General features: G+C 62.2%; 27 protein-coding genes. 13 read left to right on the top strand and 14 right to left on the bottom strand.

The genetic code is table 11. From position 1 onward, the window contains the following. Positions 1–230 precede the first annotated feature (230 nt). Positions 231–1,304 carry a class I SAM-dependent methyltransferase gene (locus HJA_RS07940; protein ID WP_035580864.1) on the bottom strand — a complete coding sequence of 358 codons (1,074 nt, stop codon included), beginning with the start codon at positions 1,302–1,304 and terminating at the stop codon, positions 231–233. A gap of 130 nt (positions 1,305–1,434) precedes the next feature. Here HJA_RS07940 and HJA_RS07935 point away from each other — a divergent pair, with 130 nt between their 5' ends. Then, positions 1,435–2,178 (top strand): glycine zipper domain-containing protein, encoded by a 744-nt coding sequence (locus HJA_RS07935; RefSeq protein ID WP_035580484.1) that lies wholly within the window; start codon positions 1,435–1,437, stop codon positions 2,176–2,178. Here HJA_RS07935 and HJA_RS07930 read toward each other — a convergent pair. Continuing rightward, a complete protein-coding gene (locus HJA_RS07930; RefSeq protein WP_035580482.1) occupies positions 2,175–2,903 on the bottom strand; it encodes a TlyA family RNA methyltransferase in 729 nt (242 codons plus the stop codon). The genes HJA_RS07935 and HJA_RS07930 overlap by 4 nt on opposite strands. A gap of 67 nt (positions 2,904–2,970) precedes the next feature. Between HJA_RS07930 and HJA_RS07925 the strand changes: the two genes are divergently transcribed. Further along, positions 2,971–3,642 (top strand): superoxide dismutase family protein, encoded by a 672-nt coding sequence (locus tag HJA_RS07925; RefSeq protein ID WP_206741702.1) that lies wholly within the window; start codon positions 2,971–2,973, stop codon positions 3,640–3,642. On the opposite strand, the gene HJA_RS07920 is transcribed toward HJA_RS07925, so the two are convergent. Further along, entirely contained in the window at positions 3,635–4,522 is an 888-nt protein-coding gene (locus HJA_RS07920; RefSeq protein ID WP_035580480.1) for an aminoglycoside phosphotransferase family protein, read from the bottom strand. The two genes, HJA_RS07925 and HJA_RS07920, sit on opposite strands and share 8 nt — an antisense overlap. Positions 4,523–4,602: 80 nt before the next feature. Between HJA_RS07920 and HJA_RS07915 the strand changes: the two genes are divergently transcribed. From HJA_RS07915 to HJA_RS07900, 4 genes are all read left to right on the top strand, one after another. Next, complete coding sequence (locus HJA_RS07915; protein WP_035580478.1) at positions 4,603–6,141, top strand: amidase family protein; 1,539 nt, start codon at positions 4,603–4,605, stop codon at positions 6,139–6,141. A 12-nt stretch (positions 6,142–6,153) separates the two neighbouring features. Continuing rightward, positions 6,154–7,143, top strand: a complete 990-nt coding sequence (locus tag HJA_RS07910) for a zinc transporter ZntB (protein ID WP_051597496.1) — start codon at positions 6,154–6,156, stop codon at positions 7,141–7,143. A 185-nt stretch (positions 7,144–7,328) separates the two neighbouring features. Next, positions 7,329–8,405, top strand: a complete 1,077-nt coding sequence (locus HJA_RS07905) for an efflux RND transporter periplasmic adaptor subunit (protein ID WP_035580476.1) — start codon at positions 7,329–7,331, stop codon at positions 8,403–8,405. Continuing rightward, on the top strand, positions 8,402–11,650 hold the full coding sequence (locus tag HJA_RS07900) for an efflux RND transporter permease subunit (protein ID WP_035580475.1): 3,249 nt from the start codon (positions 8,402–8,404) through the stop codon (positions 11,648–11,650). The genes HJA_RS07905 and HJA_RS07900 overlap by 4 nt, the downstream gene beginning before the upstream one ends. 163 nt (positions 11,651–11,813) lie before the next feature. On the opposite strand, the gene HJA_RS07895 is transcribed toward HJA_RS07900, so the two are convergent. Next, positions 11,814–14,156 (bottom strand): ATP-dependent helicase, encoded by a 2,343-nt coding sequence (locus HJA_RS07895; protein ID WP_035580473.1) that lies wholly within the window; start codon positions 14,154–14,156, stop codon positions 11,814–11,816. Between the two features lie 125 nt (positions 14,157–14,281). Here HJA_RS07895 and HJA_RS07890 point away from each other — a divergent pair, with 125 nt between their 5' ends. Further along, positions 14,282–14,611: a hypothetical protein gene (locus HJA_RS07890; RefSeq protein ID WP_035580471.1), complete on the top strand. Its 330-nt coding sequence runs from the start codon at positions 14,282–14,284 to the stop codon at positions 14,609–14,611. Positions 14,612–14,643: 32 nt separating this feature from the next. Beyond that, a complete protein-coding gene (locus HJA_RS07885; RefSeq protein ID WP_035580857.1) occupies positions 14,644–15,150 on the top strand; it encodes a cupin domain-containing protein in 507 nt (168 codons plus the stop codon). A 219-nt stretch (positions 15,151–15,369) separates the two neighbouring features. Here the strand turns inward: HJA_RS07885 and HJA_RS07880 are convergent, their stop codons facing one another. Together HJA_RS07880 and HJA_RS07875 are read right to left on the bottom strand one after the other, a co-directional pair. Next, positions 15,370–16,476, bottom strand: coding sequence for an NADH:flavin oxidoreductase (locus HJA_RS07880; RefSeq protein WP_035580469.1), 1,107 nt, complete (start codon positions 16,474–16,476; stop codon positions 15,370–15,372). A gap of 127 nt (positions 16,477–16,603) precedes the next feature. Continuing rightward, entirely contained in the window at positions 16,604–17,092 is a 489-nt protein-coding gene (locus HJA_RS07875; protein ID WP_035580467.1) for a DUF3291 domain-containing protein, read from the bottom strand. A gap of 160 nt (positions 17,093–17,252) precedes the next feature. Here HJA_RS07875 and HJA_RS07870 point away from each other — a divergent pair, with 160 nt between their 5' ends. Next, positions 17,253–18,305, top strand: a complete 1,053-nt coding sequence (locus HJA_RS07870; RefSeq protein ID WP_035580466.1) for a hypothetical protein — start codon at positions 17,253–17,255, stop codon at positions 18,303–18,305. Positions 18,306–18,308: 3 nt separating this feature from the next. Here the strand turns inward: HJA_RS07870 and HJA_RS18815 are convergent, their stop codons facing one another. The 7 genes from HJA_RS18815 to HJA_RS07840 all read right to left on the bottom strand — a co-directional run bounded on the left by HJA_RS18815 (position 18,309) and on the right by HJA_RS07840 (position 23,117). Continuing rightward, the gene (locus HJA_RS18815; RefSeq protein WP_277813100.1) at positions 18,309–18,434 is read right to left on the bottom strand and encodes a hypothetical protein; all 126 of its coding nucleotides are present in this window, start codon (positions 18,432–18,434) and stop codon (positions 18,309–18,311) included. A gap of 88 nt (positions 18,435–18,522) precedes the next feature. After that, entirely contained in the window at positions 18,523–18,717 is a 195-nt protein-coding gene (locus tag HJA_RS07865; protein WP_035580464.1) for a DUF4169 family protein, read from the bottom strand. A gap of 10 nt (positions 18,718–18,727) precedes the next feature. Then, the gene (locus HJA_RS07860) at positions 18,728–19,318 is read right to left on the bottom strand and encodes a GNAT family N-acetyltransferase (RefSeq protein WP_035580463.1); all 591 of its coding nucleotides are present in this window, start codon (positions 19,316–19,318) and stop codon (positions 18,728–18,730) included. A 3-nt stretch (positions 19,319–19,321) separates the two neighbouring features. Next, positions 19,322–19,618: a hypothetical protein gene (locus HJA_RS07855; RefSeq protein ID WP_035580461.1), complete on the bottom strand. Its 297-nt coding sequence runs from the start codon at positions 19,616–19,618 to the stop codon at positions 19,322–19,324. Between the two features lie 78 nt (positions 19,619–19,696). Continuing rightward, positions 19,697–20,434: an AAA family ATPase gene (locus HJA_RS07850; RefSeq protein WP_051597522.1), complete on the bottom strand. Its 738-nt coding sequence runs from the start codon at positions 20,432–20,434 to the stop codon at positions 19,697–19,699. A gap of 116 nt (positions 20,435–20,550) precedes the next feature. Further along, the gene (locus HJA_RS07845; protein ID WP_035580459.1) at positions 20,551–22,191 is read right to left on the bottom strand and encodes a SulP family inorganic anion transporter; all 1,641 of its coding nucleotides are present in this window, start codon (positions 22,189–22,191) and stop codon (positions 20,551–20,553) included. A gap of 116 nt (positions 22,192–22,307) precedes the next feature. Then, complete coding sequence (locus tag HJA_RS07840; RefSeq protein ID WP_199285795.1) at positions 22,308–23,117, bottom strand: SDR family oxidoreductase; 810 nt, start codon at positions 23,115–23,117, stop codon at positions 22,308–22,310. 201 nt (positions 23,118–23,318) lie between these two features. Here HJA_RS07840 and HJA_RS07835 point away from each other — a divergent pair, with 201 nt between their 5' ends. After that, entirely contained in the window at positions 23,319–23,810 is a 492-nt protein-coding gene (locus HJA_RS07835) for a DUF2938 domain-containing protein (protein ID WP_206741700.1), read from the top strand. A gap of 12 nt (positions 23,811–23,822) precedes the next feature. Here the strand turns inward: HJA_RS07835 and fumC are convergent, their stop codons facing one another. Continuing rightward, positions 23,823–25,217: a class II fumarate hydratase gene (gene fumC / locus HJA_RS07830; RefSeq protein WP_035580453.1), complete on the bottom strand. Its 1,395-nt coding sequence runs from the start codon at positions 25,215–25,217 to the stop codon at positions 23,823–23,825. A 162-nt stretch (positions 25,218–25,379) separates the two neighbouring features. Between fumC and HJA_RS18705 the strand changes: the two genes are divergently transcribed. From HJA_RS18705 to HJA_RS07815, 3 genes are read left to right on the top strand one after another with little or no spacing between them, the layout of a single operon-like run. Beyond that, positions 25,380–25,694: a ribosomal protein L7/L12 gene (locus HJA_RS18705; protein ID WP_035580450.1), complete on the top strand. Its 315-nt coding sequence runs from the start codon at positions 25,380–25,382 to the stop codon at positions 25,692–25,694. A 2-nt stretch (positions 25,695–25,696) separates the two neighbouring features. After that, complete coding sequence (locus HJA_RS07820; RefSeq protein WP_035580447.1) at positions 25,697–26,164, top strand: hypothetical protein; 468 nt, start codon at positions 25,697–25,699, stop codon at positions 26,162–26,164. Next, entirely contained in the window at positions 26,154–26,513 is a 360-nt protein-coding gene (locus tag HJA_RS07815) for a RusA family crossover junction endodeoxyribonuclease (protein WP_035580445.1), read from the top strand. Before HJA_RS07820 ends, HJA_RS07815 begins: the two co-directional genes overlap by 11 nt. The last annotated feature ends 27 nt before the right edge of the window (positions 26,514–26,540 follow it).

Raw genomic sequence — 26,540 nt, 5'->3', positions numbered from 1 at the left:
CCATTGTCCGCAAGATTGCGTGGCCCTGAATTAGGTCTGCCGCTTCCGGAAAACAGCTTACGGAAACACAATCTTCGCATGCTGTGATCTACCTGTGGCTGCGCCACAACACTTTGTGAAACCTCAGTAATTTACTGAAATTTGAGTGGCAGAAACGCGGCGCACGCCTATGCCGCAACGTTGCCACAATCCGGTCACGCATCAATCACAGGGCTTAATTGCAGGCCTTGTCAGAGAGGGCGCCGCCAGGTGGTGACTTTTGTCAGAAAGGCGAGGGTTTCACGCTCTTTGGCAAAGCCCTTCCCTATCGCGGCCGCATCCACATCCCAGGAAAGGTAGGAATTGTAATAAGGCTCATGGAAGCCATGCGGGAAATATTCCAGCACGCCGTCAATGCCCTCATAGTCACCGAACTGAACGCTGTCGGCCAGAACGAACAGGCCGCCCGGCTTCAGCACACGGAATACTTCCGCCAGAACGGCCGGGCGCACTTCCGGCGGCAATTCATGAAACAGGAAGATGGAGACAACAATGTCCAGCGAGGCATCCGGCAACGGCATGGCCTCGGCCGCTTCGTGGAAGATGTCCACCTGCGGCCAGGGCGCAAGACGTTTCCGCGCAGCATCGGTATAGTTCGGGGACAGATCAAGCCCGGCAGCCTGCAGGCGGGGCCAGACATTCATCACCCTCTTCAGGAACCGTCCATTGCCGCAGGCCACGTCCAGCAGGGACACGCCGCGCTGGTCCCGGCCTTTCAGCTCCCGCGCGATTTCCGCCAGCGCCGCGCGGCGCATGGCGTCCGCCGTGCCGGTGAACAGGGCTTCGACCTGCGTGTCATAAAGCTCCGCGCTCTCATCGCTGAACCAGCCGCCGGACTGGTAATGGAAGTTCTGGCGGTAATAGTCCGGGTAGCGGTTGGAGCCTTCCGGCAGCGTCGCCTGAACTTCGGTGGCGTTGCGGGCCTGCCGCCGCCGCTCAACCGCCTCGACATCCGCCTGGAACGCGCGGGCAGATTTCAGGGCATTGGGAAGGTGAGCGATGCTCACATCGCGCGGCGGCGGATAGAGCCCCGCCTCCACATTGCGCCGGTCCTGCAGGAACAGGTCGAAATAGGCCTTGCGAAGCTGCGCCATGTCCGGCTTGCCGCGTGTCGGTGTGAAATCCGGGTCATCCGGCCGGTAAAAGCCGGTTGTGCGCGACTTTGCCGCCCGCATCTGCGCGGCATACCAGGCCGAGCGCATGCCCTGCGCCGCCGCGTAACGGGCGCGTCCTGCTGCAAGGGCGGCACGGTCGAACAGTCCCATGGCATGAATATGTGACCGCTGCAGGCGCACGTCCAGCCTTTGGGCCGCCTTCAGGTCCGGTTCAGGTTGGCTTTGCCACTCTGCCGCTCAGACTGGTGGTTCTGCGGCCACCGGAAAAGGAGAAAACGAGATGGTGAAGTCTCTTCTGATCGGCGGAATCGCCCTGACGGCCATGGTTGCCGCCCCGCTTGCCGCTTCTGCGCAGGCCTATGGCTATGGCACGCCCTACAATTCCGCCTGCGAACGCCAGAACAAGGACAACAAGACAGCCGGCACAGTGATCGGCGCCATTGTCGGCGCAGCAGCCGGTGGCGCGATCGGCAACAATGTCGGCGATAATGACAGCCGCTGGCACTATAATCGCTATGGCCGTCATGGCCGCTACGGCTACTGGGACAAGGGCAACAATGACGGCGAAGTGGTCGCCGGCGCCCTGCTCGGCGCAATCGTCGGCGGCGTGGCGGGCAATGCAATGGCCTCCAACAGCGCTACGCCTTGCCAGACGGCAACGCCCTATGGCGGCAGCTTCCGCGCAGACTATGGGGCTTACCCCTATGTCTCATCGCAATATTCCGGCAGCTCGATCCCGCAGACCACGCAGGGCCTCTATGGCAGCCCGCAGGACCTGCGCAGCCATCCGGGCCGCACGGCAACGCCGGCTCCGGTCAGCTATCCGGCCTATCCAAGCTATCCGGAAACCCCGGCCCCGCGCGCGTCCGCCCCGGCCCCTCAGCCTGAGGAATGCCGCACCGTCTGGCGCGAAGTCACCCTGCCGGACGGACAAGTGGTCCGCGACCCGGCCACGGCCTGCCGCGAGGGCTATAATGGTGCGTGGGAAATCGTCGGCGAAGACGAACTCTACGGCGGCTATTAAGCCTTCACCGCATGGAACAGGCGTTCGGCATTGCCGTCGCCGCCGGAAATCGGGCTGGCCGTCCAGGCATGGATGGGCCAGCCTTTTTCTTTCATCCAGACTTCGAACCGCTCCGCTGCAGCATCGGCGGCGGCAAGGTCGGTGACGATGCCGCCCTTGCCGACATGATCGCGGCCGACCTGGAACTGCGGCTTGAACAGACCAACGAAATCCGCCACCGGCGCGGCGAGCGACAGAGGCACCTCCAGCAACTTTTCCAGCGAGATGAAACTCGCATCACACACCAGAAGCGTCGGGGCCTCCGGCAGTCTGTCCGGGGTCAGGCTGCGCGCGTCAGTGGCTTCCAGATTGGTGACACGCGGGTCGGCCGCGATCCGCGGATGCAGCTGCCCGCGCCCGACATCCACGGCGGTCACATGCCGGGCGCCGTTCAGCAGCAGCACTTCAGTGAAGCCGCCAGTCGAGGCACCGATGTCCAGACATGCCTGCCCTGCCGGGTCGATACCGAAAGCCTCCAGCCCGTGGGCCAGTTTCAACCCGCCCCGCGAAACATAAGGGTGCGCCGGATCGGCCTCGATCACGGCATCGGCCGAGATGTCCTGCGCGGGCTTGGTCACCTGCACGCCATCTGCGCGCACAAGGCCCGCTTCGATGGCAGCGCGGGCACTGGCGCGGCTTTCGAACAGGCCAAGTGTCACAAGGAGGCGATCTGCACGATCTTTCATGGAACGGGCTTTCCTGACACGCGTTGCAAACATGCTATAGCAAAGACCCGCAAAGAGGAGACTCCCCATGATCAGCCGCATTGCCCTACTCGGATCTGCCATCGCCCTCGGCGCCTGTGCCAGCGTCGCACAAGCCACACCGCAGGAAGCAGACGCACCGGCGGCAGCCCCGCCCGCAACCACGGAAGACGCAGCTCCAGCCATGCCGATGGACATGCCGGGTCATGAAGGCATGATGGACCATCAGGGCATGATGCCGGAAATGCCTGGCCCGGACGAAGGCGTCTTCCCGAGCATGGCGCACGGCACGGCCGACATGATCGGTCTCGAAGGCCAGAGCATCGGGTCTGCCAACCTGCTTGACGGCCCGAACGGGCTGATGATCCGCGTCGAACTGGCGCCCGGCAGCCTGACACCCGGCTGGCACGGCATCCACCTCCACGCGACCGGCGACTGTTCTGACGTCGGCATGTACAAGATGTCCGGCGGCCATGTCGGCAAGATGGAAGGCGGCCACGGCCTGCTGAATCCCAAGGGCCCTGAAAATGGCGACTTGCCGAACATCTGGGCCGCGGCCGATGGCTCGGCCGGCTATGAGGCCTTCACCACGCTCGACACGCTGGGTGCCCTCGTCGATGAGGACGGCTCTGCGATCATCATCCATGAAGGCGAAGACGATCACATGACCCAGCCGATTGGCGGCGCCGGTGCCCGGGTTGCCTGCGGCGTGATCAAGTAAGGTCCGCGTTCAATCTGCGGAGCGTGTCGGCGCCCATCTTCGCATGACGGGGATGATCGTGCCGGCCCGTTTCCAGCAGCAGGACCCCATACATGACGGCCCAGCCCCGCGCCCGGGCGAGGGTCGCGTCGCTCATGCCATAGGCGTCGATGGCCGCGCGCCGGGCGTCGGCAGATTCGAACAGGCCCCAGATGGAGGCGAGGTCACTCGCCGGATCACCCGCGCAGATGTCCCCCCAATCGATGAACGCGGCAAATCTTCCATTCCGGACAAGGACGTTTCTTGCATGCACATCGCCCGCCACCCAGAGGCGCGGCAGGTCAATCGGCGCGGCAAGTCCCGCGCCCCATGCCTGCCGGATCTCTGGTGTGATCGCATGCGTTTCCTCAGCAAGCAAAGCCATGCGCCGCTCTATGTCCTCAAGCTTGTTACTGAGTGGACACCCCCGCACATCGCTGGAGGGTGCATCATCCGGAGCCAGCCGGTGCAAGGATTTCAGGAAGCCGGCCAGGACCGGGGCTTCTGACGCATCTGGCGGGGTAAGATCGGCCGTCTCCCCTTCGATCCATCTCAGTACACTCCACACATAAGGATACCCGTCCTGCGGCTGGCCCGTGCGCAGAGGCACCGGCACTGGCAACGGTAACCGGGGCGCCAGCTGCGGCAGCCAGCGCTGTTCGTTGCGCAGCAGCTGGTCGGCCACTGTCCGGCGCGGCAGGCGCAGGACGAGATCATCGCCGAGGCGTACCATCACATTGTCCCACCCCTCCCCGGCGAACCGGACCGGCAGTCCGGCAAGGTCAGGATGCTGCGTCTGCAACAGATCACGGACCAGGCTTTCAGTGATGTCGACCTCTGCGGCCGGGGACCCTTGTGTCATTTGTCTGTGCCCTTGCGCTGCCGCCCGCTCCGTTCCACTTTGCCCGGCCATAAAGCAAAAAGAGAATCGGAGCGAAACAAATGGCACGGATTACAAGACGGGGCGTCTTGCTTGGTGGCGCGGCAATGAGCGCTTTGGCCGCCTGCGGCCAGACCGGAACCCAGACGGCACCGGAAGCCGCCGTTGGCATCGCAGCGACACCGGCCGCAGCCCCTGTCTCGCCCGCCTCTTCCGTCCCATCCGGCTGGATTGACGGCACCGAAATGACCGCACGCATTGCCAGCGGCGAAACCACCTCACTGGCCGAGGTCAACGCTGCCATCGCGCGTACCAATGCCGTGAATGGCAAGCTCAACGCCGTTGCTTCCGAAATCTTCGACACCGCCCGCGCCGAAGCGGGCCATACGCCTGCCGGCCCGTTCCAGGGCGTCCCGACCTTCATCAAGGATCTGCACAACTGGAATGGCGCAGAGACCTGGTATGGCAGCCGGGCCTTCAAGGGCTACACCCCCGGCAAGGACGATCCCCTGCCCGCCAAATGGCGCGCCGAAGGCGTGGTCGTGCTGGGTAAGTCCACCTCCCCGGAAATGGGCCTGATGGCGTCCAGCGAGGCGCTCGTGACCGGCGAGACCTGTAATCCGTGGGATACGACCCGCATCGTCGGCGGCTCGTCCGGCGGTGCTGCGGCGCTTGTTGCCGCACGCGTGGTACCGTTTGCCCATGCCAGCGATGGCGGCGGCTCGATACGTATCCCGGCCAGCACCTGCGGCGTCTTCGGCCTGAAGCCGTCCCGCGGCCAGCTGCCCGCCCATGGGCCGGAAGCCCCGCCAGTGGACATTTCCGTCCAGCATGCCGTCACGATTTCCGTGCGCGACTCCATCAACCTGTTCCGGGACACGCAGGTGAATGATGGCACCTATGCGCCGCTCGCCGCAGACCTGAAGCCTGTCGGCCGCCGCCTGAAAATCGGGTTCACGACCGACGCCTATGCCGGCACGCCGGTTGCGCCGGAGACGAAAGCCGCGCTGGAAGATGTGGCCAAACTCTGCACCGATCTCGGCCATGAAGTCGTCGCCTGGAAAGCGCCTTTCTCCGGTGCCGAATTCATCGACCGCTTCCTGCTCTACTGGGCTGCCGGCGCTGCCGAATTCGCCCAGCAGGCGAGCGATTTTTCCGGCAAGCCCGTCGGCCCGGACATTGTCGAACCCTGGACGCTGGGCCTGACGAACATGTTCCTGTCCCGCAAGGACGAGATGGAAGAGACCGTCGCCTGGCTGAAGAATTTCGAGTCCGTGTACGACAGCGGTTTCGCAGACGTCGATATCCTGCTGACCCCAACAACCGGCAGCCCGGCCGTCAAACTCGGCGAGCAGGCCCCGACAGTCGATTACGAAATCCTGTATGACCGCATCATCACCTTCGCGGCCTTCACCGCACCGATGAACGTGGCCGGTGCCGCCTCGATGAGTGTGCCGCTGGCATGGACCGAGGGCGGCCTCCCGGTCGGTGCCATGTTCTCCGGCAAGCGCGGCGACGACCAGCTGCTGTTCGAACTGGCGCTGGAACTTGAGCAGGCTCGTCCGTGGGCTGGCAAAGTTCCCCCGGTCTCCGCGTTCTAAAGGGAGACAGCGGTGGAGCCCGGAAACAATGAACCGCTTCTGTTCGGCTTCGGTTTCGACGAGGCCGGGCTCCCGACGCCCCTGACATGGGACGATGTGCTGGAGGGCAAGCTGGCTGCGTTCAAGCGCGCCTGGCTTCACCTCGACCGGCAATCCGCCCAGGCGCAGGGCTGGCTTTACCGCAAGAGCGGCCTGGACCGGGTGACGGTTCAGGCCCTTTTGCAGGAAGAAACCCGCCCGCGGGCCGCCCGCCATGGGCACGGCTATCTGATCAATCTGCGCGGGCCTAACCTCAATGAAGGCGCCGATGTCGAGGACCTCGTCACACTGCGGATGTGGGCGGGCGAAAATCTGCTCATCACCTTGCGGGCACGGCCGGTCCGGTCCGCCAGCGATGTCCGCAAACTGGTGGAAGACGGCGACATTCCGACCTCGACCGGCGCGCTTGTGGCCAGTATCGCCGACCGTCTGACCGACCGTATGGAAACCGTGCTGGACGAATTCGATGACGAAGCCGACCGGTATGAAGACGAACTGCTGGACCCGAGGGTCAACCTCGACCGCTCCGTCCTGCCGGAGTTCCGCCGCCGCATCCTGCAGGTACGCCGCCATATCACGCCGCAGCGGGAAGCCCTGAACACGCTGGTGCGCGATGGCGGCCAGTCCGGCCTGTTCTCCGAGACGGACCTTCTCTATCTGCGCGAAGCCGCCGACCGCATGACCCGCCTGACAGAATTGCTGGAAACCATCCGGGAACGTTCCAGTGTTCTGTATGAAGAGGCGGCTCAGGAGGGTACGGAAGAAACCAATCGCCGCCTGTTTGTGCTGGCGATCCTGTCCGCGATCTTCCTTCCGATCAGTTTTGTGACCGGTCTATTTGGCGTCAATCTGGGCGGTATTCCGGGCTCCGGCAGCCCTGTCGCCTTCCTTACGCTGGTGGCTGCCCTGGCTGCTTCGGTTGTTGTCACGCTGGTCCTATTGCGTTGGCAACGCTGGATTTAATCCGCGACGGATTTCCTTTTTCCTTACGTTAGAGATTAACCAACGCTTGCAGCTTGTTGGTAAACTGATCCCGTCTGTTTGCCGTATGGCAAGATGGGGGGTGTTAAGGAAATTTGCGCGCGGCGGTTCTTCATGCGACCTGCCGCCCTATATCTGCTATTCGTCCGCGGGAAGGACATCCTGACGTGAACCGTTCGACTATCATCGCCGCAACGATCCTCGTTGTCATTGTCGCCTATTTCGGGCTGCGCAGCGTGATGCGTGGAAGCATTTCCTCGCACAAGGAAGAAGCCGTGGCGGAACGCACGGATGATATACCGTCTGCCGTGATCCAAGTCCTCAATGCTGAACCGCACCTGATGCAGATCACCGCCAAAGGCCGGACCGAACCGGACAAGAGCGTCACGGTGAAAGCGGGAACGACCGGCACGGTCGTGTCGACGCCGGCCCGGGAAGGCAGCTTCGTCAAGGCCGGTACCCTGCTTTGCGGCCTCGATGTGGAGGCCCGTTCGGCCCGCGTCAAAGAGGCTGAAGCCCAGCGCGCTTCGGCTGAAGTGAGCTACGAAGCCGCCGCCAGCCTTGCCGAAAAAGGTCTCGGCCCGGTCAATCAGGCAACCGCCGCGAAAGCCCAGCTCGATGCCGCCGAAGCCGCGGTGAACGCGGCGAAAGTGGAACTTGGTAAAACTCAGATCCGCGCGCCGTTCGATGGCATTTTCGAAACACGCCTTGCCGAGGCCGGTGACTTCCTGTCGCCCGGTCAGGCCTGCGGCGTCCTAGTGGACATGGATCCGGTTATCGTCTCGGTGCAGGTTTCCGAAGCCGAAGCGGGCAAACTGAAAACCGGCATGACCGGCGAAACCCTTCTGGCCGATGGCCGCCGCTTCCCGGCTACGCTGCGCTATGTCGCGCGGACCGCCTCCGACACGACGCGGACTTTCCTCGTCGAAGCCAAACTCGACACGGGCGATGAGATCGTGGCGGCAGGTGTGACGTCCCAGCTGGTCCTTCCGGTCGGCGATGTTCAGGCCACGAAGATTTCGGCCGGCCTGCTCACCCTCTCTGATGCCGGCCAACTGGGCGTGCGCTATGTCGATGACACCGACACGGTTCGATTTGCTCCGGTCACCGTGATCGACGAGACGCCCAACGGCGCCTGGGTCACCGGCCTGCCGGAGCGGACCAGCATCATTTCACTCGGACAGGATTATCTGTCTGAAGGCGCAAGTGTGAAACCTGTACCCGCCGGCGGGGCCCAGCCATGACGAGCATCGTTGACGGCGCCATCGGCCGGGCACGCATGGTGCTCGCCATCCTGATCTGCGCGGTCATCGCAGGCACCGTCACCTATGTGAAACTGCCGAAAGAGGCGGACCCGGACATTCCGATCCCGTTCGTCGTCATTACCGTGCCGCTGGCCGGTGTGACCCCGGAGGATGCCGAGCGGCTTCTGGTGCGCCCGATCGAGCAGGAAATCCAGTCCATCGAAGGCCTGAAGACCTTCAATGGGTACGGCTCCGAAGGCGCCGGTACGTTGCTGCTGGAATTCGAGATCGACGTCGATGTCGACCAGGCTGTGCTTGACGTGAAAGACAAGGTGGACCTCGCAAAACGCTTTTTCCCGCAGGATGCGCGCGAACCGGTCATTCAGGAATTCAACGCCTCGCAGTTCCCTGTCATGGTGGTGAACCTCTACGGCGAGGCGCCGGTGCGCGGCCTGAACGACATTGCCGAAAAGCTGCAGGACAAGCTGGAGCGCAATGCCGGCATCCTCGAAGCGCGGATCCAGGGCCAGCGCGAGGATGTGCTGGAGATCGTCATCGATCCCGCCATGCTCGAGACCTACAACATCTCCTATCAGGAAATTTACAACATTGTTTCGTCGAACAACCAGCTGGTTCCGGCCGGTGAAATCGACACGGGCGACGGCAGCTTCGCCGTCAAGGTGCCGGGCCTGATCCGCACCGCCGAGGACGCGCTGAACCTGCCGATCAAGCGCACGGAAAATGCCGTCGTCACGCTGCAGGACGTCGCTGAAATCCGCCGTACCTACAAGGACGCAACGGGCTACGCGACCTTCAACGGCAAACCGGCCATGCTGATTGAAGTGGTCAAACGCTCCGGCGCGAACGTTCTGGATACGGCGAATTTCGTCCGCGACACGATTGCCGAGGAACAGAAGACCTGGCCCGCGACCGTACGGGCGACGATCACATCAGATACGTCCGAACAGATCGGCAACCAGCTGGGCCAGCTGCAAAGCTCGATCGTGACGGCCGTGCTGCTGGTGATGATCATTGTCGTCGCCGCGCTTGGCTGGCGCTCTGCCCTTCTCGTGGGCATCTCGATCCCCGCATCCTTCGTGATGGCCTTCCTTCTGCTTGGAACCTTCGGGTTCACGATCAACATGATGGTCATGTTCGGCATGGTCATCGCCGTGGGTATCCTCGTCGACGGCGCCATCGTCGTCACCGAATATGCCGACCGCAAGATGGCTGAAGGTCTGGAGCGCAAGGACGCCTACGCCATGGCGGGCAAGCGCATGTTCTGGCCGGTGGTATCCTCCACGCTGACGACGCTGGCGGCTTTCGTGCCGTTCCTGTTCTGGAACTCCATGCCCGGAAAGTTCATGGCCTACCTGCCGCTCACGCTGATCTGCGTTCTGACGGCGTCACTGGTCATGGCGTTGATCTTCCTGCCGGTGCTTGGCTCCGTGATGGGCGCACGCCCGGAAGGTACCGACGCTGACCTTGCTGCGCTTGCCGCAGACGCGGATCCGGAACAGGCCACTGGCTGGCTCGGCACCTATGTGCGGCTGGTCAAGTCGCTGATCGCCCGTCCGTGGATGGTGTCGGGCGTCGCCATCGGTTCGGTGATCCTGATCTTCATGTGGTTCGGCTCGTCCGGCCACCGGTCTGAATTCTTCCTCGACATCGAGCCGGAACAGGCTTTCGTCTTCGTTCAGGCGCAGGGCGCGCTCTCCGCGGAAGAAGAGAAAGAACTTGTGCAGCGCGCCGAACGGGCCGTCGCAGACATTGACGGGGTCGAATCCATTTCGTCACGTTCGGGGTCTTCCGGCGGCAGTGGCGGCGTCAGCTTCGATGGCGCAAACGACCAGCCGCTGGATACGATCGGGCGCCTGCTGCTCGACCTCGCCACCGCCGACGGCACGCATGACGGACGCAAGACACTGGAAGCCGTGCGCGCCCGCTTGCTGCAGGTGCCGGGGCTGAAATTCCAGATCCAGGCTCGCGAACAGGGCCCGCCGGCCGGCAAGGACCTGCAGATCGCGCTCCTCTCCGACAATCAGGCAGAGCTGGACGATGCCACCGCCCGCCTGCGCGCCTATATCGATGAGCGCGGCGACCTGCGCGAGATTGACGACACACGGCCCCTGCCCGGCATCGAATACCGCCTTCAGGTCGATCGCGCGGAAGCTGGCAAATACGGCCTCGATGTCGCCCAGATCGGCGCAGCGGTGCAGCTTGTGACGAACGGTATTCTGGTCGGCCGCTATCGCCCGGACGATGCCGATGATGAAGTCGACATCCGGGTGCGATTCCCGAAAGACGATCGCAGTGCCTCCGCCATCGACACGCTGCGTGTCGCCACCCCGAACGGCAATGTTCCGCTGAACCTGTTTGTGGACCGCATTCCGGCACCACGCGTCAGCCAGATCGAACGCCTGGACGGCAAGCGCGTCTACTATGTGCGCGGCAATGCCAAGGAACAGGGCGCCGGCGCTGCCATCGTTGAGGACGTTCGCAACTGGATCGCTCAGGCCGGCTTCAGCTCCGATGTGGAAGTGCGCTTCGAAGGTGCAGACGAGGACACGAAGGAAGCCAATGCCTTCTTCAGCGGCGCCGCCATGGCTGCCCTGTTCATGATGGCCGTGATCCTGCTCTGGGAGTTCAACAATTTCTGGCAGGTCATCCTCACGCTGTCGGCGGTCATCATTTCCACATCCGGCGTTCTGGTCGGCATCCAGCTGGTGCTGCCCTATATGTCGATCCTGATGATCGGTACCGGGATCGTTGCCCTCGCCGGGATCGTGGTGAACAACAATATTGTGCTCATCGACACCTACAACCGGCTTCGCAAGGATGGCCGGACACCGGAAGAAGCCTCCATAGCGACGGCGGCCCAGCGGATCCGCCCGATCCTGCTGACCACCGGCACGACGATTTGCGGCCTGCTGCCGATGGTGTTCGAGATGAGCGTGAATTTCGGTGAAGGCGCCATCAATTTCGGCGGATCGGAAGCGGAATGGTGGGTGCAGCTGGCAACAGCCGTCGTGTTCGGCCTTGCCTTCTCGACCATCATGATCCTGCTGGTCACGCCGGTCTGGCTTCTGGTGCCTCACCGGACGGGCAACATGATCCGCCGGATCTCGGCTCGCATTCGCGGGCAGCGCCCGGCAGATGAAGTGCGTCTCCTGCAGAATGGCGAACCGGCCAATGACAAGGCTGAGGACGATAAGTCAGACAGCGCCCTGCCAGCGGCGGAATAGGCCACTTCACAAGCTGAGCGGAAGATGAACGCGCCATTCGGTATGCGTTCGGCGCTGGCGTGTCAGACAGGACCTGCAGCGCCGGGGCCCTCGCGTTCCCTCCCTGACGCCCCGCCTGGTCCTCCCCTGACAGGCCGCCCGGCGCTGCCCTCCTGTTCCCGCCTCAGGCTTGCGAAACGAAGGTCGCGATGACTTTCTTGCGGCCGGACTTCTCGAAATCGACGGTCAGCTTGTTGCCCTCGCTGAAGGCGACGCGGCCATAGCCGAACTTGTCGTGGAAAACGCGCTGGCCTTTGCGGAACGATTCCGGCCCGCCGCTCATCGCGGTGAGGTTCGACGCATCGCGCGGAGCGCCCGTCGTTGGATACTTGCCGGCGTTTTCCTTCAGCCGTTTCCAGCCGGGGCTGGAATAGTCGCTGCGTTCACCAAGGTCTTCGATAGAGCCGCTGAAGGCATCCTCCCCGCCCGGCATGCCGGAATAGCCGGTTTCCGAAATCACCTCGACATTCTCGTGCGGCAGTTCGTCGACGAAACGGGACGGCATCACGCTCTGCCAGCGGCCATAGATCTGGCGGTTGGCGACGAAGGAAATATAAGCGAGCTCCCGCGCCCGGGTGATGCCGACATAGGCGAGACGGCGTTCCTCTTCGAGGCCTTTCAGGCCGCTCTCATCAAGGCTGCGACGGGAGGGAAAGACTTCCTCTTCCCAGCCTGGCAGGAAGACGACCGGCCATTCGAGGCCCTTGGCGGCGTGCAGCGTCAGGATCTGCACCTGGTCCTCATCTGCCCCGCCTGTGGACGCATCCATGACCAGTTCCACATGCTCCAGAAAGCCCGCCAGCGAGTCGAATTCGCCCATGGCACGGACCAGTTCCTTGAGGTTGTCGAGCCGTGTCTGCGCCTGCGGGCTGCGGTCCTTCTGCAGCATGTCCGTATAGCCGGACTCTTCCAGGATCACCTCCGCCAGCTCCGTATGCGGCATGCCATTGTTCAGCCGGTCCCGCCACATATTGATCTGGTCGATAAACTGGGTGAGCCCGCGCTTGGCCGCGCCTTTCACTTCGTCCGTCTGCAGCACCATCGGCGTCAGCACGAACAGGCTGCGCCCGTCGGCCCGCGCATAAGCCTGCAGTTTCGCCAGCGTCGTGTTGCCGACCCCGCGCTTCGGCTGGTTCACCACGCGCTCGAAAGCAAGATCGTCGTCTGGTGAGCGGATCAGGCGCAGATAGGCCATCGCATCGCGAATCTCGGCGCGCTCAAAGAAGCGCGGACCACCGATCACACGATACGGAATGCCCAGCAGGATGAACCGCTCCTCGAAGGCCCGCATCTGCCAGGAGGCGCGCACCAGCACGGCGCAATCCTCATGCTTGCCGCCGCCACGCACCCAGCTTTCAATATCGTCCGCAATTAGACGGCTCTCAGCCTCACCATCCCACAGGCCGCGCACTTTTACCTTGGCGGCGTCGATATTCTCAACCGCATTGTCATCACCAACATAAAGCGTCTTGCCGAGGCGGCCGCGATTGTGCGCGATGACGGACGAGGCCGCCGCGAGGATGTGTTTGGTAGAGCGATAATTCCGCTCCAGCCGGATCACTTTCGCGCCGGGGAAGTCCTTCTCGAAGCGCAGGATGTTGTCTACTTCCGCCCCGCGCCAGCCATAGATGGACTGGTCGTCATCCCCCACGCAGCAGATATTCTGCGAACCCTGCGCCAGCAGGCGCAGCCAGAGATACTGGGCAACGTTCGTATCCTGATACTCGTCCACCAGGATGTAACGGAATTTCGACTGGAAATCCTTCAGCAGGTCCGGGTTCTGCTGGAAGATCGTGATGTTGTGGATCAGCAGGTCACCGAAATCGCAGGCATTCAGAACTTTCAGGCGCGCCTGATAGATTTCATAGCATTTGATGCCCTTGCCATCGGCAAACTGGAAGGCCTCGTCTGCGGGCACGCGGTCCGGTGTCAGGGCGCGGTTCTTCCAGCCATCGATCAGGCCGGCCAGGAAGCGCGGCGTCCAGCGCTTCGGGTCGATGTCCTCGGCCACGATGATCTGCTTGCACAGGCGCACCTGATCGTCCGTATCAAGAATGGTGAAGGAGGATTTCAGCCCCACAAGTTCGGCATGCTGGCGCAGGATCTGCGCGCTGATCGAGTGGAACGTGCCGAGCCAGCGCAGCCCCTCCCCCGCATCGCCGATCAGACGCAGCGCCCGCTCGCGCATCTCCCGCGCGGCCTTGTTGGTGAAAGTCACCGTCAGGGTCTGCGACGGCCAGGCAAGGCGCGAGCCGATGATGTGCGCAAGACGTGCCGTCAGCACGCGGGTCTTCCCCGTGCCGGCGCCAGCGAGGACCAGCAGCGGGCCCTCGGTGGTCATCACGGCATCGCGCTGTTCGGGATTCAGGCCATCCAGGTACGGCGCATCGCCCTGCGCGGCGGGCGGGCGCGGCGCAGCCATCTGGCTGATCGAGAGACGATTCGGATTGGAACTCATCAGGAACATATAGCAAGGGATTGGTCATATGGGCAGGGCCGGAGGCAGGCGTCCCTGCATGGCGCCTCTGGCGCAAGCGATTGCATTCTACCCCGAAACTTCACATACTATCTAAAATAGCAGGACACCCCCCTATGAAACCGTTCCGCACCCTAGGCATGGCCGTCATCACCCTTACCCTCACGCCGCAGTTGGCATCGGCTGCAGCCCCGGAAGGCAACGACAAACAGGCTAGGCAACCGATGGAAAACAACTGCGTCGTTATCGAAGATGGCAGCGCCCTTGCCTGCGCCGGAGGGGATACTGAAGTCGCAGACAAAGCCAGGGCCTGGATGGAAGACCGGGCCGCGAGCCTCCGCGCGAAACCCGCCCTCAGTGCAGAAGAGCAAACTCTTTTGCAGGATTACGAAGCGCACCTATCAGACCCGGCAAAGATCATCACGATCAAAAAACTTCCTCATTGATTGAGCCTGCCAGCCCGGGGCATACCAGCAGCATGACCGAAAAATTGAATCCTATCGCGCGGCTGGATGAGCTGCCGCTGGAGCCTTTCGAACAGGGCGAGCATTACCGTTCACTCGACGCCGATATTTCGGATCGCGTGGGCCTCACGCAAATCGGCGCGGCGCTCTGCATCGTGCCGCCGGGCAAGTCCGCCTGCCCTTTCCATAACCACCATGCCGAAGACGAGATGTTCGTCATCCTGGAAGGCGAAGGCACCTATCGCTTCGGGCCGGACAGCTATGGTGTGCAGGCTGGCGATGTGCTCGGCGCCCCGCGAGGCGGCCCCGCCCATGCCCACAAGCTGACGAACACCGGCAGCATTCCTCTGAAATACGTCGCCATTTCCAGCAAGTCAGATACGGAGATCTGCGAGTATCCGGACAGTGGCAAGTTCCTCGCGACGACCCGCCTGCCCGGCAAGCGCGAACGGATGTTCCGTTACGTCGGAAGACAGGAAAGCGAAGTCGACTATTGGGAGGGGGAAACCTCCGCCGACTAGGCTCTCTTCCAAAAAAAGGCCCCGCCACCGCGCAAGAGAGTGAGAGTGCGCAATCGCGGGGCCAGATTGGGAACGCCGGTGTGTAAGCGTCCTGAGGGAGGCAATGCTTCAGCCTGGAATCACGCCCCTGAAGAAGGGTATCCGAAGCCCGAAGCAACTGTTTGCTGCACCGGCAAGAAAGCCATATTTTCCCTCATTCGGCAAGTACCTATTCCCTCTTTAGTAGAGCGTCGCCAGCGCAGCGGCATCATAGTCGCTGATTTCGCCGATCCGGCCGTCCTTGACCTTGGTTGCCCAATGCGGGTCCTGCAGCAGGGCCCGGCCAACCGCGACGAGGTCAAACTCCCCGCGCGACAGGCGTTCTTCCAGATCTTCCAGAGAGCGCTGGCCGGAGCCCTGCCCCTGGAACGCACCGATGAAATCACCCGAAAGGCCGACGGAACCAACGGTGATGGTCGGCAGGCCGGTCAGTTTCTTGGCCCAGCCGGCGCCATTCAGGCCATTCTCGCCGTCGATTTCCGGGAATTCCGGCTCCCAATAGCGGCGCTGGGAAACGTGCAGGCAGTCGACGCCGGCATCGACGAAGACTTTCAGGAACTCTTCCAGCGCCTGCGGCGTCGTGGCGAGGCGCGCGGTGTATTCCTGCTGTTTCCATTGCGAATAGCGCAGGATGATCGTCATGTCCGGGCCGACCTTCTTTCGCACTTCGCGGATGATGTCGGCGGCAAAGGTGGCGCGTTCCGGCAGCGAGCCGCCATACCGGTCGGAGCGCCTGTTCATCACATCCCAGAAGAATTCATCGATCAGGTAGCCATGCGCGCCGTGCAGCTCGATACAGTCGAAGCCAACCTTCTGCGCATCCGCGGCCGCCTCGGCAAAGGCCATGACCATATCGTCAACGTCGGCGCTGGTCGGTTCAGGCAGCACCTGCTTGCCAGTGTGGGTGACGCCCGACGGGCCATCGGTCGGCGCATCGGGGTCCGGTCCGGTGCCCGGTTTGCGCATCATGCCCTGGTGCCAGATCTGAGGCGCGATCTTGCCGTGATTGGCGTGGACCTTCTCGACAACATTCTTCCAGCCGGCCAGCGCGTCCGCCTTGAAGATATTCGGGACGTTCGGGTCGTTGGAGGCCCCGCCCCGGCGCACTGTCGTGCCTTCGGTGACGATCAGGCCGACATCGGAAGCGGCCCGGCGGGCATAATAATCCGCCACATCTTCCCCTGGCACACCGCCCGGGGATTTCGAGCGCGTCATGGGCGCCATAACGACCCGGTTGGGCAGTTCCATGTTTTTCAGTTTGAACGGGGTGAACAGCGGACTCGTCATTGGGCTACAGCCTCCTCAGCAGGACAGCCGGACAGTTGGCGGCGGATGACGCTTCCGTCAAGAAGCGCGCTGGATGGGAGGGGTAAAGGGTCGCTTGAGCGGATGTTAACGGTGTACGCTTTGGCGCTCAGGCTGCGTCCCCGCGACAGCTACGTGAACGCCACAGGCGCGCCTCCTTAAGGTAGGACCAGCCAAACGCCTCTTCCGAATCCCCAAACCGGTTCAGGTGATCCAGCTTTTCCAGCGCCTCGTCCAGCGTCGGCTTGTGACCCGGCTCGATCCACCACATGACGAAATGCATCTTGTCCATGACTTCGAACCACTCCTGGCGGCGCTCATAGAACTGGCGGTGTACCGTGTTCCAGACGAAGTTCTCCAGCGTTTCCACTGATTCCCACACGGTCAGGTTCGAGACGAACTGCGGATCGCCGCCGATCTTGGTCTCGGTATTGCCGGTGCCCGGCTCGCCCGATCCTTCCATCATCCAGACAAAGCCCGGCATGCGCTTGCCCATGCCGTTGATCAGGTCCAGTGCGTTCATGAATTCCGCCACGCGCGGATCGTCCGTGGGGGCCAGAAGCCGGCCGATATTCAGCTCTGCGAGGTGACGGGTCATACAGGTCTCCTGTGTCGGGCTCGCTGATATTGGTCCGCTCGGCTACCACTGCCAGCAGAAATCCGGCCGGAAGCGGGTTTTTCGCCTCCCTGCTGCAATGTTAATCTGAGGTTCAGTCCGAAACAGCAGGAATACGCCAGATATTTCAAGGATCCCCCGCATGCGCCGTTTCTTCTCTGCCTGCCTGCTGCTCGCCCTGCCCCTGATGGCGGCCTGCACAACGCCCGGATACGACTATCGCGCCCGCATGGTGCCGACCTTCCCCGAAGCAGCGGCCTATCGCGATGTCCAGGTCGGCCAGTTCCGCGGACCGGCAGGCAATGTCGCCGGGGAAGAATTTGCCCGGATGCTGGACGATGTGGTTCTGGACGGCGCCCACTGGTTCGGCATTGGCGGCCCGGGTCAGCCGCAAGGCATCTATGAAGGCTATGTCGAGATCGACAATTGGGAAGGCGAAACCCGGTTCGAGCGTGACCGTAAGTGCGTCGAATATGACGCCCCATTCGATTGCGAACACCGGGCCATCGTCGAAACCGAATGTACCGAGGAAACCGTGGAAGTGATCGTCACCGCCCGCCTGGTGGATCTGGAAACGGGCCGGGTGGTTTTCAGCCACAACCAGGGCGGCGGCGCCAATCAGGAATCCTGTGTCGACATCCGTGAATATGAAGATGATGGCCGCGAACTCGGCGTCTGGCGCGATCCGGTCCGCTCGAGCTACGATCCGCGCGACGCCCCCTATGGCATGATCGCGGATGCCACGGTCGAAGCCGTGCGCCGGTTCCGGACGGACATCGCCCCTTATGACGCGACCGTCCGTGCCGAAATCATGACCGAAGGCCTGATCCCGGAGGAACAGAACGACCCCCGCTTTGCTGCCGCGGTGAAAGCGACCAAGCGCGGAGAAATGCTGGGCGCCTGTGCGCAGTGGGATGAACTCGGCCGGGAATGGCCGGACGCCCCGGCAGTCCTGCACAATCTGGGCGCCTGCGCTGAGGCGCGCGGTGACATGGAAACGGCCCAGCTGCGTTACGCCCGCGCCGCAGACCTCGCCAGCCGCATTCCCCTGCTGAAAGACAAGAAGGCCCGCCCGATCTTCGATGCGCTGGAACGCGTCTCAGGCCGCCGGATGGATGACACATTCCTGGACAATGTCACCCACGAACCCGACTGGCCCATGAAAGAAGAAGACGAACAAGAAGCCGGCAGCTGAGCCTTAGTGGCCGAGGAGCATGTGGGAGAGGGAGCCTTGGTATTCCGCGGCTTCCGCGATCAGGCCCCATGCGATGCCGGCACCGAATGATGCGGCACAGAAGACGAGTTTCTTAGCGATCCCAGCCATTTGGGTCCTCCCGGATTGGAACAGCGTTTCCGGGTGTGCTGCAAGGTGCGGGCCGGGCTGAGGCGGCCGACTGGCCGGAATAGCGGCGTTAACCGTCGTCCTCGGACTTGTCCTTCAGAAGATGGCCTTCAGTGATTTTGGACAGCTTGTCGGCGCGGGATTTATCCAGCTGTTTCTGGACCTTCGTGCGGCCGAACTTCGCCCGGTTCTCTTTCGCTTTCTGTTCCTTTTCGGCTTTGGCTTTGGCCTTGCGGAACTTGTTCAGATTGACCGGGTCGCTCATCCTTTGTCCCCTATTCGAACACTGCCAGGCGGGCATCCAGCCCTGCTTTTACCGCCGGCCACTCACTGGCCAGAATGGAAAAGACAACGGTGGAACGCAACACTCCGTTCGGCAGGACGCGATTGTCGCGCAACACGCCTTCCTGTACCCCGCCGAGCTTTTTCACAGCCGCCTGCGAGCGTGTATTGCGCTGGTCGACATTGAACTGCACGCGCAAGGCGCCGCATTCAAAGGCATGCGCCAGAAGCAACCGCTTGGCGGCGGGATTCACCTCCGTACCCTGAGCGTCCTTGGTATACATCGTCATCCCGATTTCGACATTGCGTGAAATCGCATCCGGACCGAGATAGGTCGATATGCCCGCGAAGCGGCCGTCGGGCAGAGAGACGCGGAACGGGATCAGTTTGCCGTCTGCCGTCCGCGCCTCGATATTGGCAAGCCAGGCACCGATCCAGTCAGACGGCGGATTGTAATAAGGCCAGGTCTCGATCCGCTCTCCGAGCGTTTCGGCCATGTCCCGCAGGGCCGGGCCATCGCGGGCCACATCGAACGGCACGAGCGTGACGTGCCGGTCCGACAGTTCACCGGCCCGCAGGTCCATCGCCTAGTCCTTGTGCGCGTCGCGCCACTGTTCCATGGCCAGCGAGATCGCGAAGGTTTCGCGGTATTTCGGGCTGGAAGCCGGACGCGGCGGCTTGGCGGCCGTCAGCGCCATGATCTCGGCCAGCTTATTGTGCGCCGCGCCGGACTGGCCAGCGCCGATATAGGCGTGCAGCTCAACCAGCGCCGAAGACAGCGGGTCATGTGCGCGGATGACGAAATACGGCTCATCCTCGCCCAGCTTGTCCAGGACATCGAATTGGGACGGATTGGATTTCGATCCAACGGGAGGCGTTGCCATGAGATTGGCCTTTCTGAGCAGAAGTGATTCTCTGCAGCGCAGTCTATGCCAACAGGGATTTTTCGCCACAGGCGCTGCTCACTCGCCGGGCTCCTCCATGACTTTGTAGAGATACGCTTCGGGATACATCAGGAAATCCCGCGTCAGGCGCACATGCTCCAACGTCTCCCAATCCGTCCTGCGAGGTCCTTCAGGCGTCATATGATAGGTCCAGGCGTCTGGATAAGCGAGGATGATCGGCGAGTGCGTGGCGATAACGAACTGGCTGTCTGCCTTCACCAGTTCGTGCAAACGTTTCAGAAATGCGATTTGCCGTTGCGGTGACAGTGCGGCCTCCGGTTCGTCCAGAACATAGAAGCCCTTTCCACCGAACCGCTCCTGCAGCAACGCCATAAAACTCTCGCCGTGCGACTTGTTGTGCAGTGAGACGCCGCCATAACTGTCAATGATGGGGGGTCCCATTGCGATCCCTTCATCCAGCGCGTTGATATTGGTCGCCACGTTGAAATAGCTTTCGGCCCGCAGAAAATAGCCGTCGCGCGGGCGCCGCGTTCCCCGGACCAAACGCAAATATTTATGCAGGTCGGAATGAGCACGGACGGTATTGAAATTAAAGTTGCGGCTTCCCCCTTCGGCATTGAATCCCGCCGCAATAGCGATTGCTTCGATCAGCGTCGACTTTCCGGAGCCGTTCTCACCCACGAGGAAGGTGACATTCTCATGGAGTTCCAGAGTTTCCCAGCTGCGCACAGCCGGCAGACTGAATGGATAGGCATCTGCCTGCCAGTCGTGCGTCCGCTTCTGAACGACGTCCATAACATAGCCGTCGAAATGGATCGCTTTGCGTCCGTCCATCTTTTCCCCGCGCCTGTAGACACAAGAAAGAAACCCCGGATAGAAACAACTTGTCTACCTGTAACTTCTCTGGAGAGTCAGTGCCCGCCGCCGAAGGCGCCGGTGCGGACGGAGTAATCCACGGCCAGCTCGTAGTCCGGGTCATCGTCGGAATCGACCATCAGCTGCCCGGCCTTGGCCAGCAGCTTGTGGCAGTCGCGGGACAGGTGGCGTAGACGCAACGTCTTGCCCTGCACTTCATATTTCGCTGCGAGATCCTCAATCGCCTGCAGGGCCGACTGGTCGACGACGCGCGAGCGCATGAAGTCCACGATCACGACATCCGGGTCGCTTTCCGGATGGAAAAGCTCGGCGAACTTGTCGGTCGATCCGAAGAAGAGCGGGCCTTCAATCTCATACACGTGTGCGCCCGGCGTCCGGACACTGTCGCGCTCGATCACATGGATGCGGCGGGCATTGTTCCAGGCATAGGCCAGCGCCGAGACGATCACGCCGACGATCACCGCCGTGGCAAGGTCATAGGCCACTGTCACGCCGGTCACCAGAACGATGACGATCGCATCGGTCAGCGGGATGCGGGTCATGATGCGCAGGCTGTTCCAGGCGAACGTGCCGATCACGACCATGAACATCACGCCCACCAGCGCGGCGAGCGGAATCTGCTCGATCAGGCTGGAGCCAACGAGAATGAAGGCCAGCAGGAACAAGGCCGCAGAGATGCCGGAGAGACGCGTGCGCCCGCCGGATTTCACATTGATCATCGACTGGCCGATCATGGCGCAGCCGCCCATGCCGCCGAAGAAACCGGTGATCAAATTCGCCGTGCCCTGCGCGACGCATTCCTGGCTCGCCCCGCCCCGCTTGTTCGTCATCTCACCCACGAGGTTCAGCGTCAGCAGGCTCTCGATCAGGCCGATGGCGGCGAGGATGAACGCGTAAGGCAGGATGATCTTCAGCGTCTCGATATTCATCGGCACGCTCGGAATGTGGAATTGCGGCAGGCCACCCTCGATGGAGGCCATGTCGCCGACGCGCGGCACGTCGAGGCCGAAGCCGATCACCACCGCCGCCACAATGCCAATCCCTGCCAGCGGCGCCGGAATGGCTTTGGTCAATTTCGGCAGGCCCCAGATGATCGCCATGGTCAGGCCTACCAAGGCCAGCATCAGGACCAGCGGCGTACCGCTCAGCCATTCGCCGCTGGCCATGCCATGCCCCGCGGCCTCTTCCGCACTGCCAGGCACCTGGAACTGCGTCAGCTGCGCCAGGAAGATCACGATGGCGAGACCGTTGACGAAGCCGAGCATCACCGGATGCGGCACAAGCCGGATGAATTTGCCGAGCCGGAAAATGCCCGCCAGCAGCTGCAGTATGCCCATCAGCACAACGGTCGCGAACAGGTACTCCACGCCATGGGTTGCCACCAGCGACACCATCACCACGGCCAGCGCCCCGGTCGCGCCGGAAATCATGCCCGGGCGACCGCCGATCAGCGCTGTCACCAGCCCGACGATGAAGGCTGCGTAGAGCCCCACCAACGGGTGCACATGCGCCACAAAGGCAAAGGCCACCGCTTCCGGCACCAGGGCCAGCGCCACGGTCAGGCCGGCCAGAAGGTCGGTCTTGATCTGGGCGGGCGTGTAGGCCTTGAAATCGGGCTGTGAGAGGCCCTGCGCGCCGAGCCGGTCGGCGAACGCTGCAAAAGTCGATCTAACCACGGGAATATCGTCAGTTCTGTTTGAGGGAGCTGGCTTCAGGCGCCCCTATGGCCGCGTTCATGCTGCGGGGCAACACGGACGCGGCCAAAACGGCTGACTTTTCTACGTGGGCCGGATCAGCTCGCGGCGACGATGCCGCCATCGCACGGGATGGTGTGGCCGTTGATATAGGCCGACGCCTGCGACGACAGGAACATGGCGAGACCGGCAATGTCTTCCGGCTTGCCGACGCGGCCCGACGGGCTGCGCGAACCGATGGCATCCCAGTCCACGCCCTCGGTCTGGCCTTTGTAGCCGACACCGGTCGACAGCATGTAGGTCGGGAACGGCCCCGGCGCGATGCCGTTGACGAGGATGTTTTCCTTGGCCAGCTGCGAGCCCATGAAGCGCGTCAGGTGAATCACCGCGGCCTTGGACGTGCCATAGCAATACCCGCTCATCGGGCTGGTATGCATGCCGTCAATGGAGGCGATATTGATGACGCGGGCCGGGCTGTCGGCGCTGGCCGACTTGCGCAGCAGCGGCATCAGTTTCTGGGTCAGGAAGAAGACGCCCTTCACATTGACGTCCATCACCTTGTCCCAGCCATGTTCCGGGAAATCATCCAGCGAGGCGCCCCAGGCAACGCCGGCATTGTTGATCAGAACGTCGACCTTCTCTTCACGCTTCGCGATTTCATTCGCGAGGTGCTCGACACCGACCATCTGGCCGACATCGGACGGGATGGCATAGATCTCGCCGCCATACTCGCCCTTCAGGCGCTCGACCGTCTCCTCGCAGGCATCTGCCTTGCGCGAAGAGATGATCACCTTCGCGCCATTGGCCAAGAACCCGGCAGCCAGCATTTCGCCGATCCCGCGCGATCCGCCCGTAATGACGACCGTCTTGCCTTTGACCGAATAGAGATTGCTGAAATCGATGCTCATGTGGGGTTCCTCCTAAAAACAACCGGCCCCTCGTGCAGGAGGGGCCGGTCAACAGCAAGTAAAAACTGGTCCGGGCAGGCAGGATGCGGCCCTGGCACGGACCACACTCAGAAACAGAAATGCCCCTCCCAGCTTGGAATTATCCGGCAGCACAATATGTAAGGTTATTACGTTATATATTTTCCTGCCGGAGGTATTGATTTGTCAGATCTATTGCTGAACGCGTTCGTCATCGGAATCGGCGCAACTCTGTTCATGGACCTCTGGGCCCTCTTCCAGAAGCGCGTATTGCGTCTGCCGTCGCTGGATTATGCGCTGGTGGGCCGGTGGGCTGGCCACCTTGCACGCGGGCATCGTTTCACCGGTCATGTCACCAAAGCAGAGGCCATCCCGAATGAGCGCATGCTGGGATGGGCCATTCACTATCTGACTGGCCTAGTCTTGGCAGTAATATTCCTGGCCATCGCTCCTGCGAACTGGATACAAGCCCCAACGATCGGGCCAGCCCTTCTGTTTGGCGCCATCAGCGTGCTGGCTCCCTTCCTGATCCTGCAACCAGGCCTCGGGGCCGGCATTGCAGCCTCCAGGACGCCAAAGCCGAATGCCGCCAGAATCAAAAGCCTGGTGACACACCTCATGTTCGGCTTTGGCCTCTACCTTAGCGGCGTTGCCTGGGTAACAGTGTCAGGCTGACCGCTGATCACATTAGCGCGGATCCGGCCCGATCATTTTCTCCGGGCGCACGATGGCGTCGAAGTCTTCGGCCGGGATGCCGTCCTTGATGGCTTCCTCGCGCAGCGTGGTGCCGTTCTTGTGGGCGGTCTTGGCGATCTTCGCGGCGCGGTCGTAGCCGAACTTCTCTTTCAGAGGCGTCACCAGCATCAGAGAGTTCTTGAGGCCCTTCTCGATATTGTCGAGGCGCGGCTCGATGCCGACAACGCAATTGTCCGTGAAGCTGATCGCGGCGTCTGCCAGCAGGCGCACGGACTGCAGGAAGTTGTAGGACATCATCGGGTTGAACACGTTCAGCTCGAAATGGCCCTGCGATCCCGCGAAACCGATGGCGGCATTGTTGCCGTGGATGTGGGCGCAGACCTGGGTCAGCGCTTCGCACTGGGTCGGGTTCACCTTGCCCGGCATGATGGAACTGCCCGGCTCGTTCTCCGGCAGGGCCAGTTCGCCGAGGCCTGAACGCGGACCGGAGCCGAGGAACCGGATGTCGTTGGCGATCTTGAAGCAGGACATGGCCACCGTGTTGATCGCACCATGCGTCATCACGAGGGCATCGTGCGCCGCCAGCGCCTCGAACTTGTTCGGGGCAGAGGTGAACGGCAGGCCGGTGATCTCGGCGATCTTGGAGGCCACGAGATCGGCAAAGCCTTCCGGCGAGGCAAGGCCTGTGCCGACGGCCGTGCCGCCCTGCGCCAGTTCCATCAGCATCGGCAGCGTCATCTCGATCCGCTTGATGCCGTTCTCGATCTGTTTGGCATAGCCGGAGAATTCCTGGCCGAGCGTCACCGGCGTTGCGTCCTGCGTGTGGGTGCGGCCGATCTTGATGATGTCGGTCCAGGCCTTCGCCTTGGCATCCAGCGCCGCGTGGAGGTGCTTCAACGCGGGGACGAGGCGGTGCACCGTCTCTTCAGCCGCAGCAATATGCATGGCCGTCGGGAAGCAGTCGTTCGACGACTGGGACATGTTTACATGGTCGTTCGGGTGGACCGGCTTCTTGGAGCCTTTCTCGCCGCCCATGATCTCGATGGCGCGGTTCGAGATCACCTCGTTGGTGTTCATGTTGGACTGGGTGCCGGAGCCCGTCTGCCACACGACCAGCGGGAAGTGGGCGTTCAGCTTGCCGTCGATGACTTCACCGGCGACCTCGACGATCACTTTGCCGATCTCCGGATCCATTTTGCCAAGATCCATGTTCGCCTGCGCGGCCGCCTTCTTGACGATGCCGAGGGCACGGATCACCGGTTCCGGCTGTTTTTCCCAGCCGATCTTGAAGTTTCCGAGGCTGCGCTGGGCCTGGGCGCCCCAGTAGACATCATCGGCGACCTCGATCGGGCCCATCGTATCGGATTCGGTGCGGGTATTGGCCATGGGGCTCAGCTCCTTGATCTGCTGGCAGCGGACTAGCCCCAAGCCGGGCTGCAATCAACTGTTCCCGCCGCCGCAGCAAAGGATTCGGCCCGGATCGCCCCTCGCGCTTGCTGACGGCTTCAGTTATGGGGAGGTATCGCCCGCGACCATTGGGAGGCCGGCATGGAAGACTATCTCGACAAGATCCTGCAGCCGGAAGTCCTTTTCACCCTGTTCGTGGTGTTCCTGTTCGGCCGTGCGATCGCCGGCGGCAGAAAGAAGGAGAACAGCCTCTCCCCCACCCCGCCAACCCCGGCAGAGGTCGATGCGGCATTGAAACGTGTGACCATGTCCAAATGGCTGGAAATCGATGCCGAGCTCGACGCCCGCAAGAAAATCCGCGCCATCAAGCTGTTGCGCGATGCGACCGGCCTTGGCCTGAAGGATTCCAAGGAAGCCATCGAGGAACGCGAACGCAAACGGGACCTGAGGCTGTAGTGATGTCGACAAGCGATTACGTGGATGAAAGCCTAATCGTCCGGCGGTCAGGGGCCTGGATAGCATTCCAACTCGTGTTCATGACTTTCGCAGGGCTCGTTTGTGCAACCGTGTCATTCCTTAGTTTCACACGAGGGGCCTTCGGTCTAATAGAATTGCTCTTTAGTTCTTTGCTTTTTGCGCTCCTCCTTGCCGTGATTGTGAAACTGATCCTCCGACTTCAAAACTCAGATACGATTGTGGAAATGGTCCCGGCAGGAATAATCTTGCCTGATGGAGAAATGCTCGGGTGGGACAAAATCGACTCAATCAAAGGGGCTTCAATGTTCGGCCTTCCAAAGGTTGTGCTAAAGCGCGGCAGCATGATCGTGCTCAATCCGAACGAAGTCTCCTATGGCAAGGTTGCTCAGTTCCTGCGCTTCGCGAAAGTTCATGCCCCTCCGCATCTGACAGCAAGTTATGAGCTCTGACTGGGTCAAATCCGGCAAGGTTCAGGCGCGCATCACCGAGGATGGCGCGCTTGAGGTGCGTTGCACGGGCCTCACCACGCAGACGAAATATTACAAGACGCTGCTGAAGGAATTCTTCCGCAAGGAATTCCCGCCGCTACGGCCCGGCTATGGCGAATATTCCGTACACATCATGATGGAGTATACCGGCGACCCGCCCTGGATGGACCTCGACAATCTCGCCAAGGCCCTGCTCGACAGCCTCACTGGCAATGTCTTCGACGATGACCATCAGGTCGCCCGCCTGCTGGTCGAACGCCGGCAGGCGGAGCGTGAAGGCATCTGGCTCCTCGCCGAAGCGATGGGTTGATACCGCCCGCGCCCATGCTTCGACTTC

The sequence above is a fragment of the Hyphomonas jannaschiana VP2 genome, from assembly GCF_000685215.1.
In the GTDB taxonomy this organism is placed as follows: domain Bacteria; phylum Pseudomonadota; class Alphaproteobacteria; order Caulobacterales; family Hyphomonadaceae; genus Hyphomonas; species Hyphomonas jannaschiana.
The sequence above is the reverse complement of the archived record's forward strand: the minus strand, read 5'-3'. Positions and strand labels throughout refer to the sequence as shown.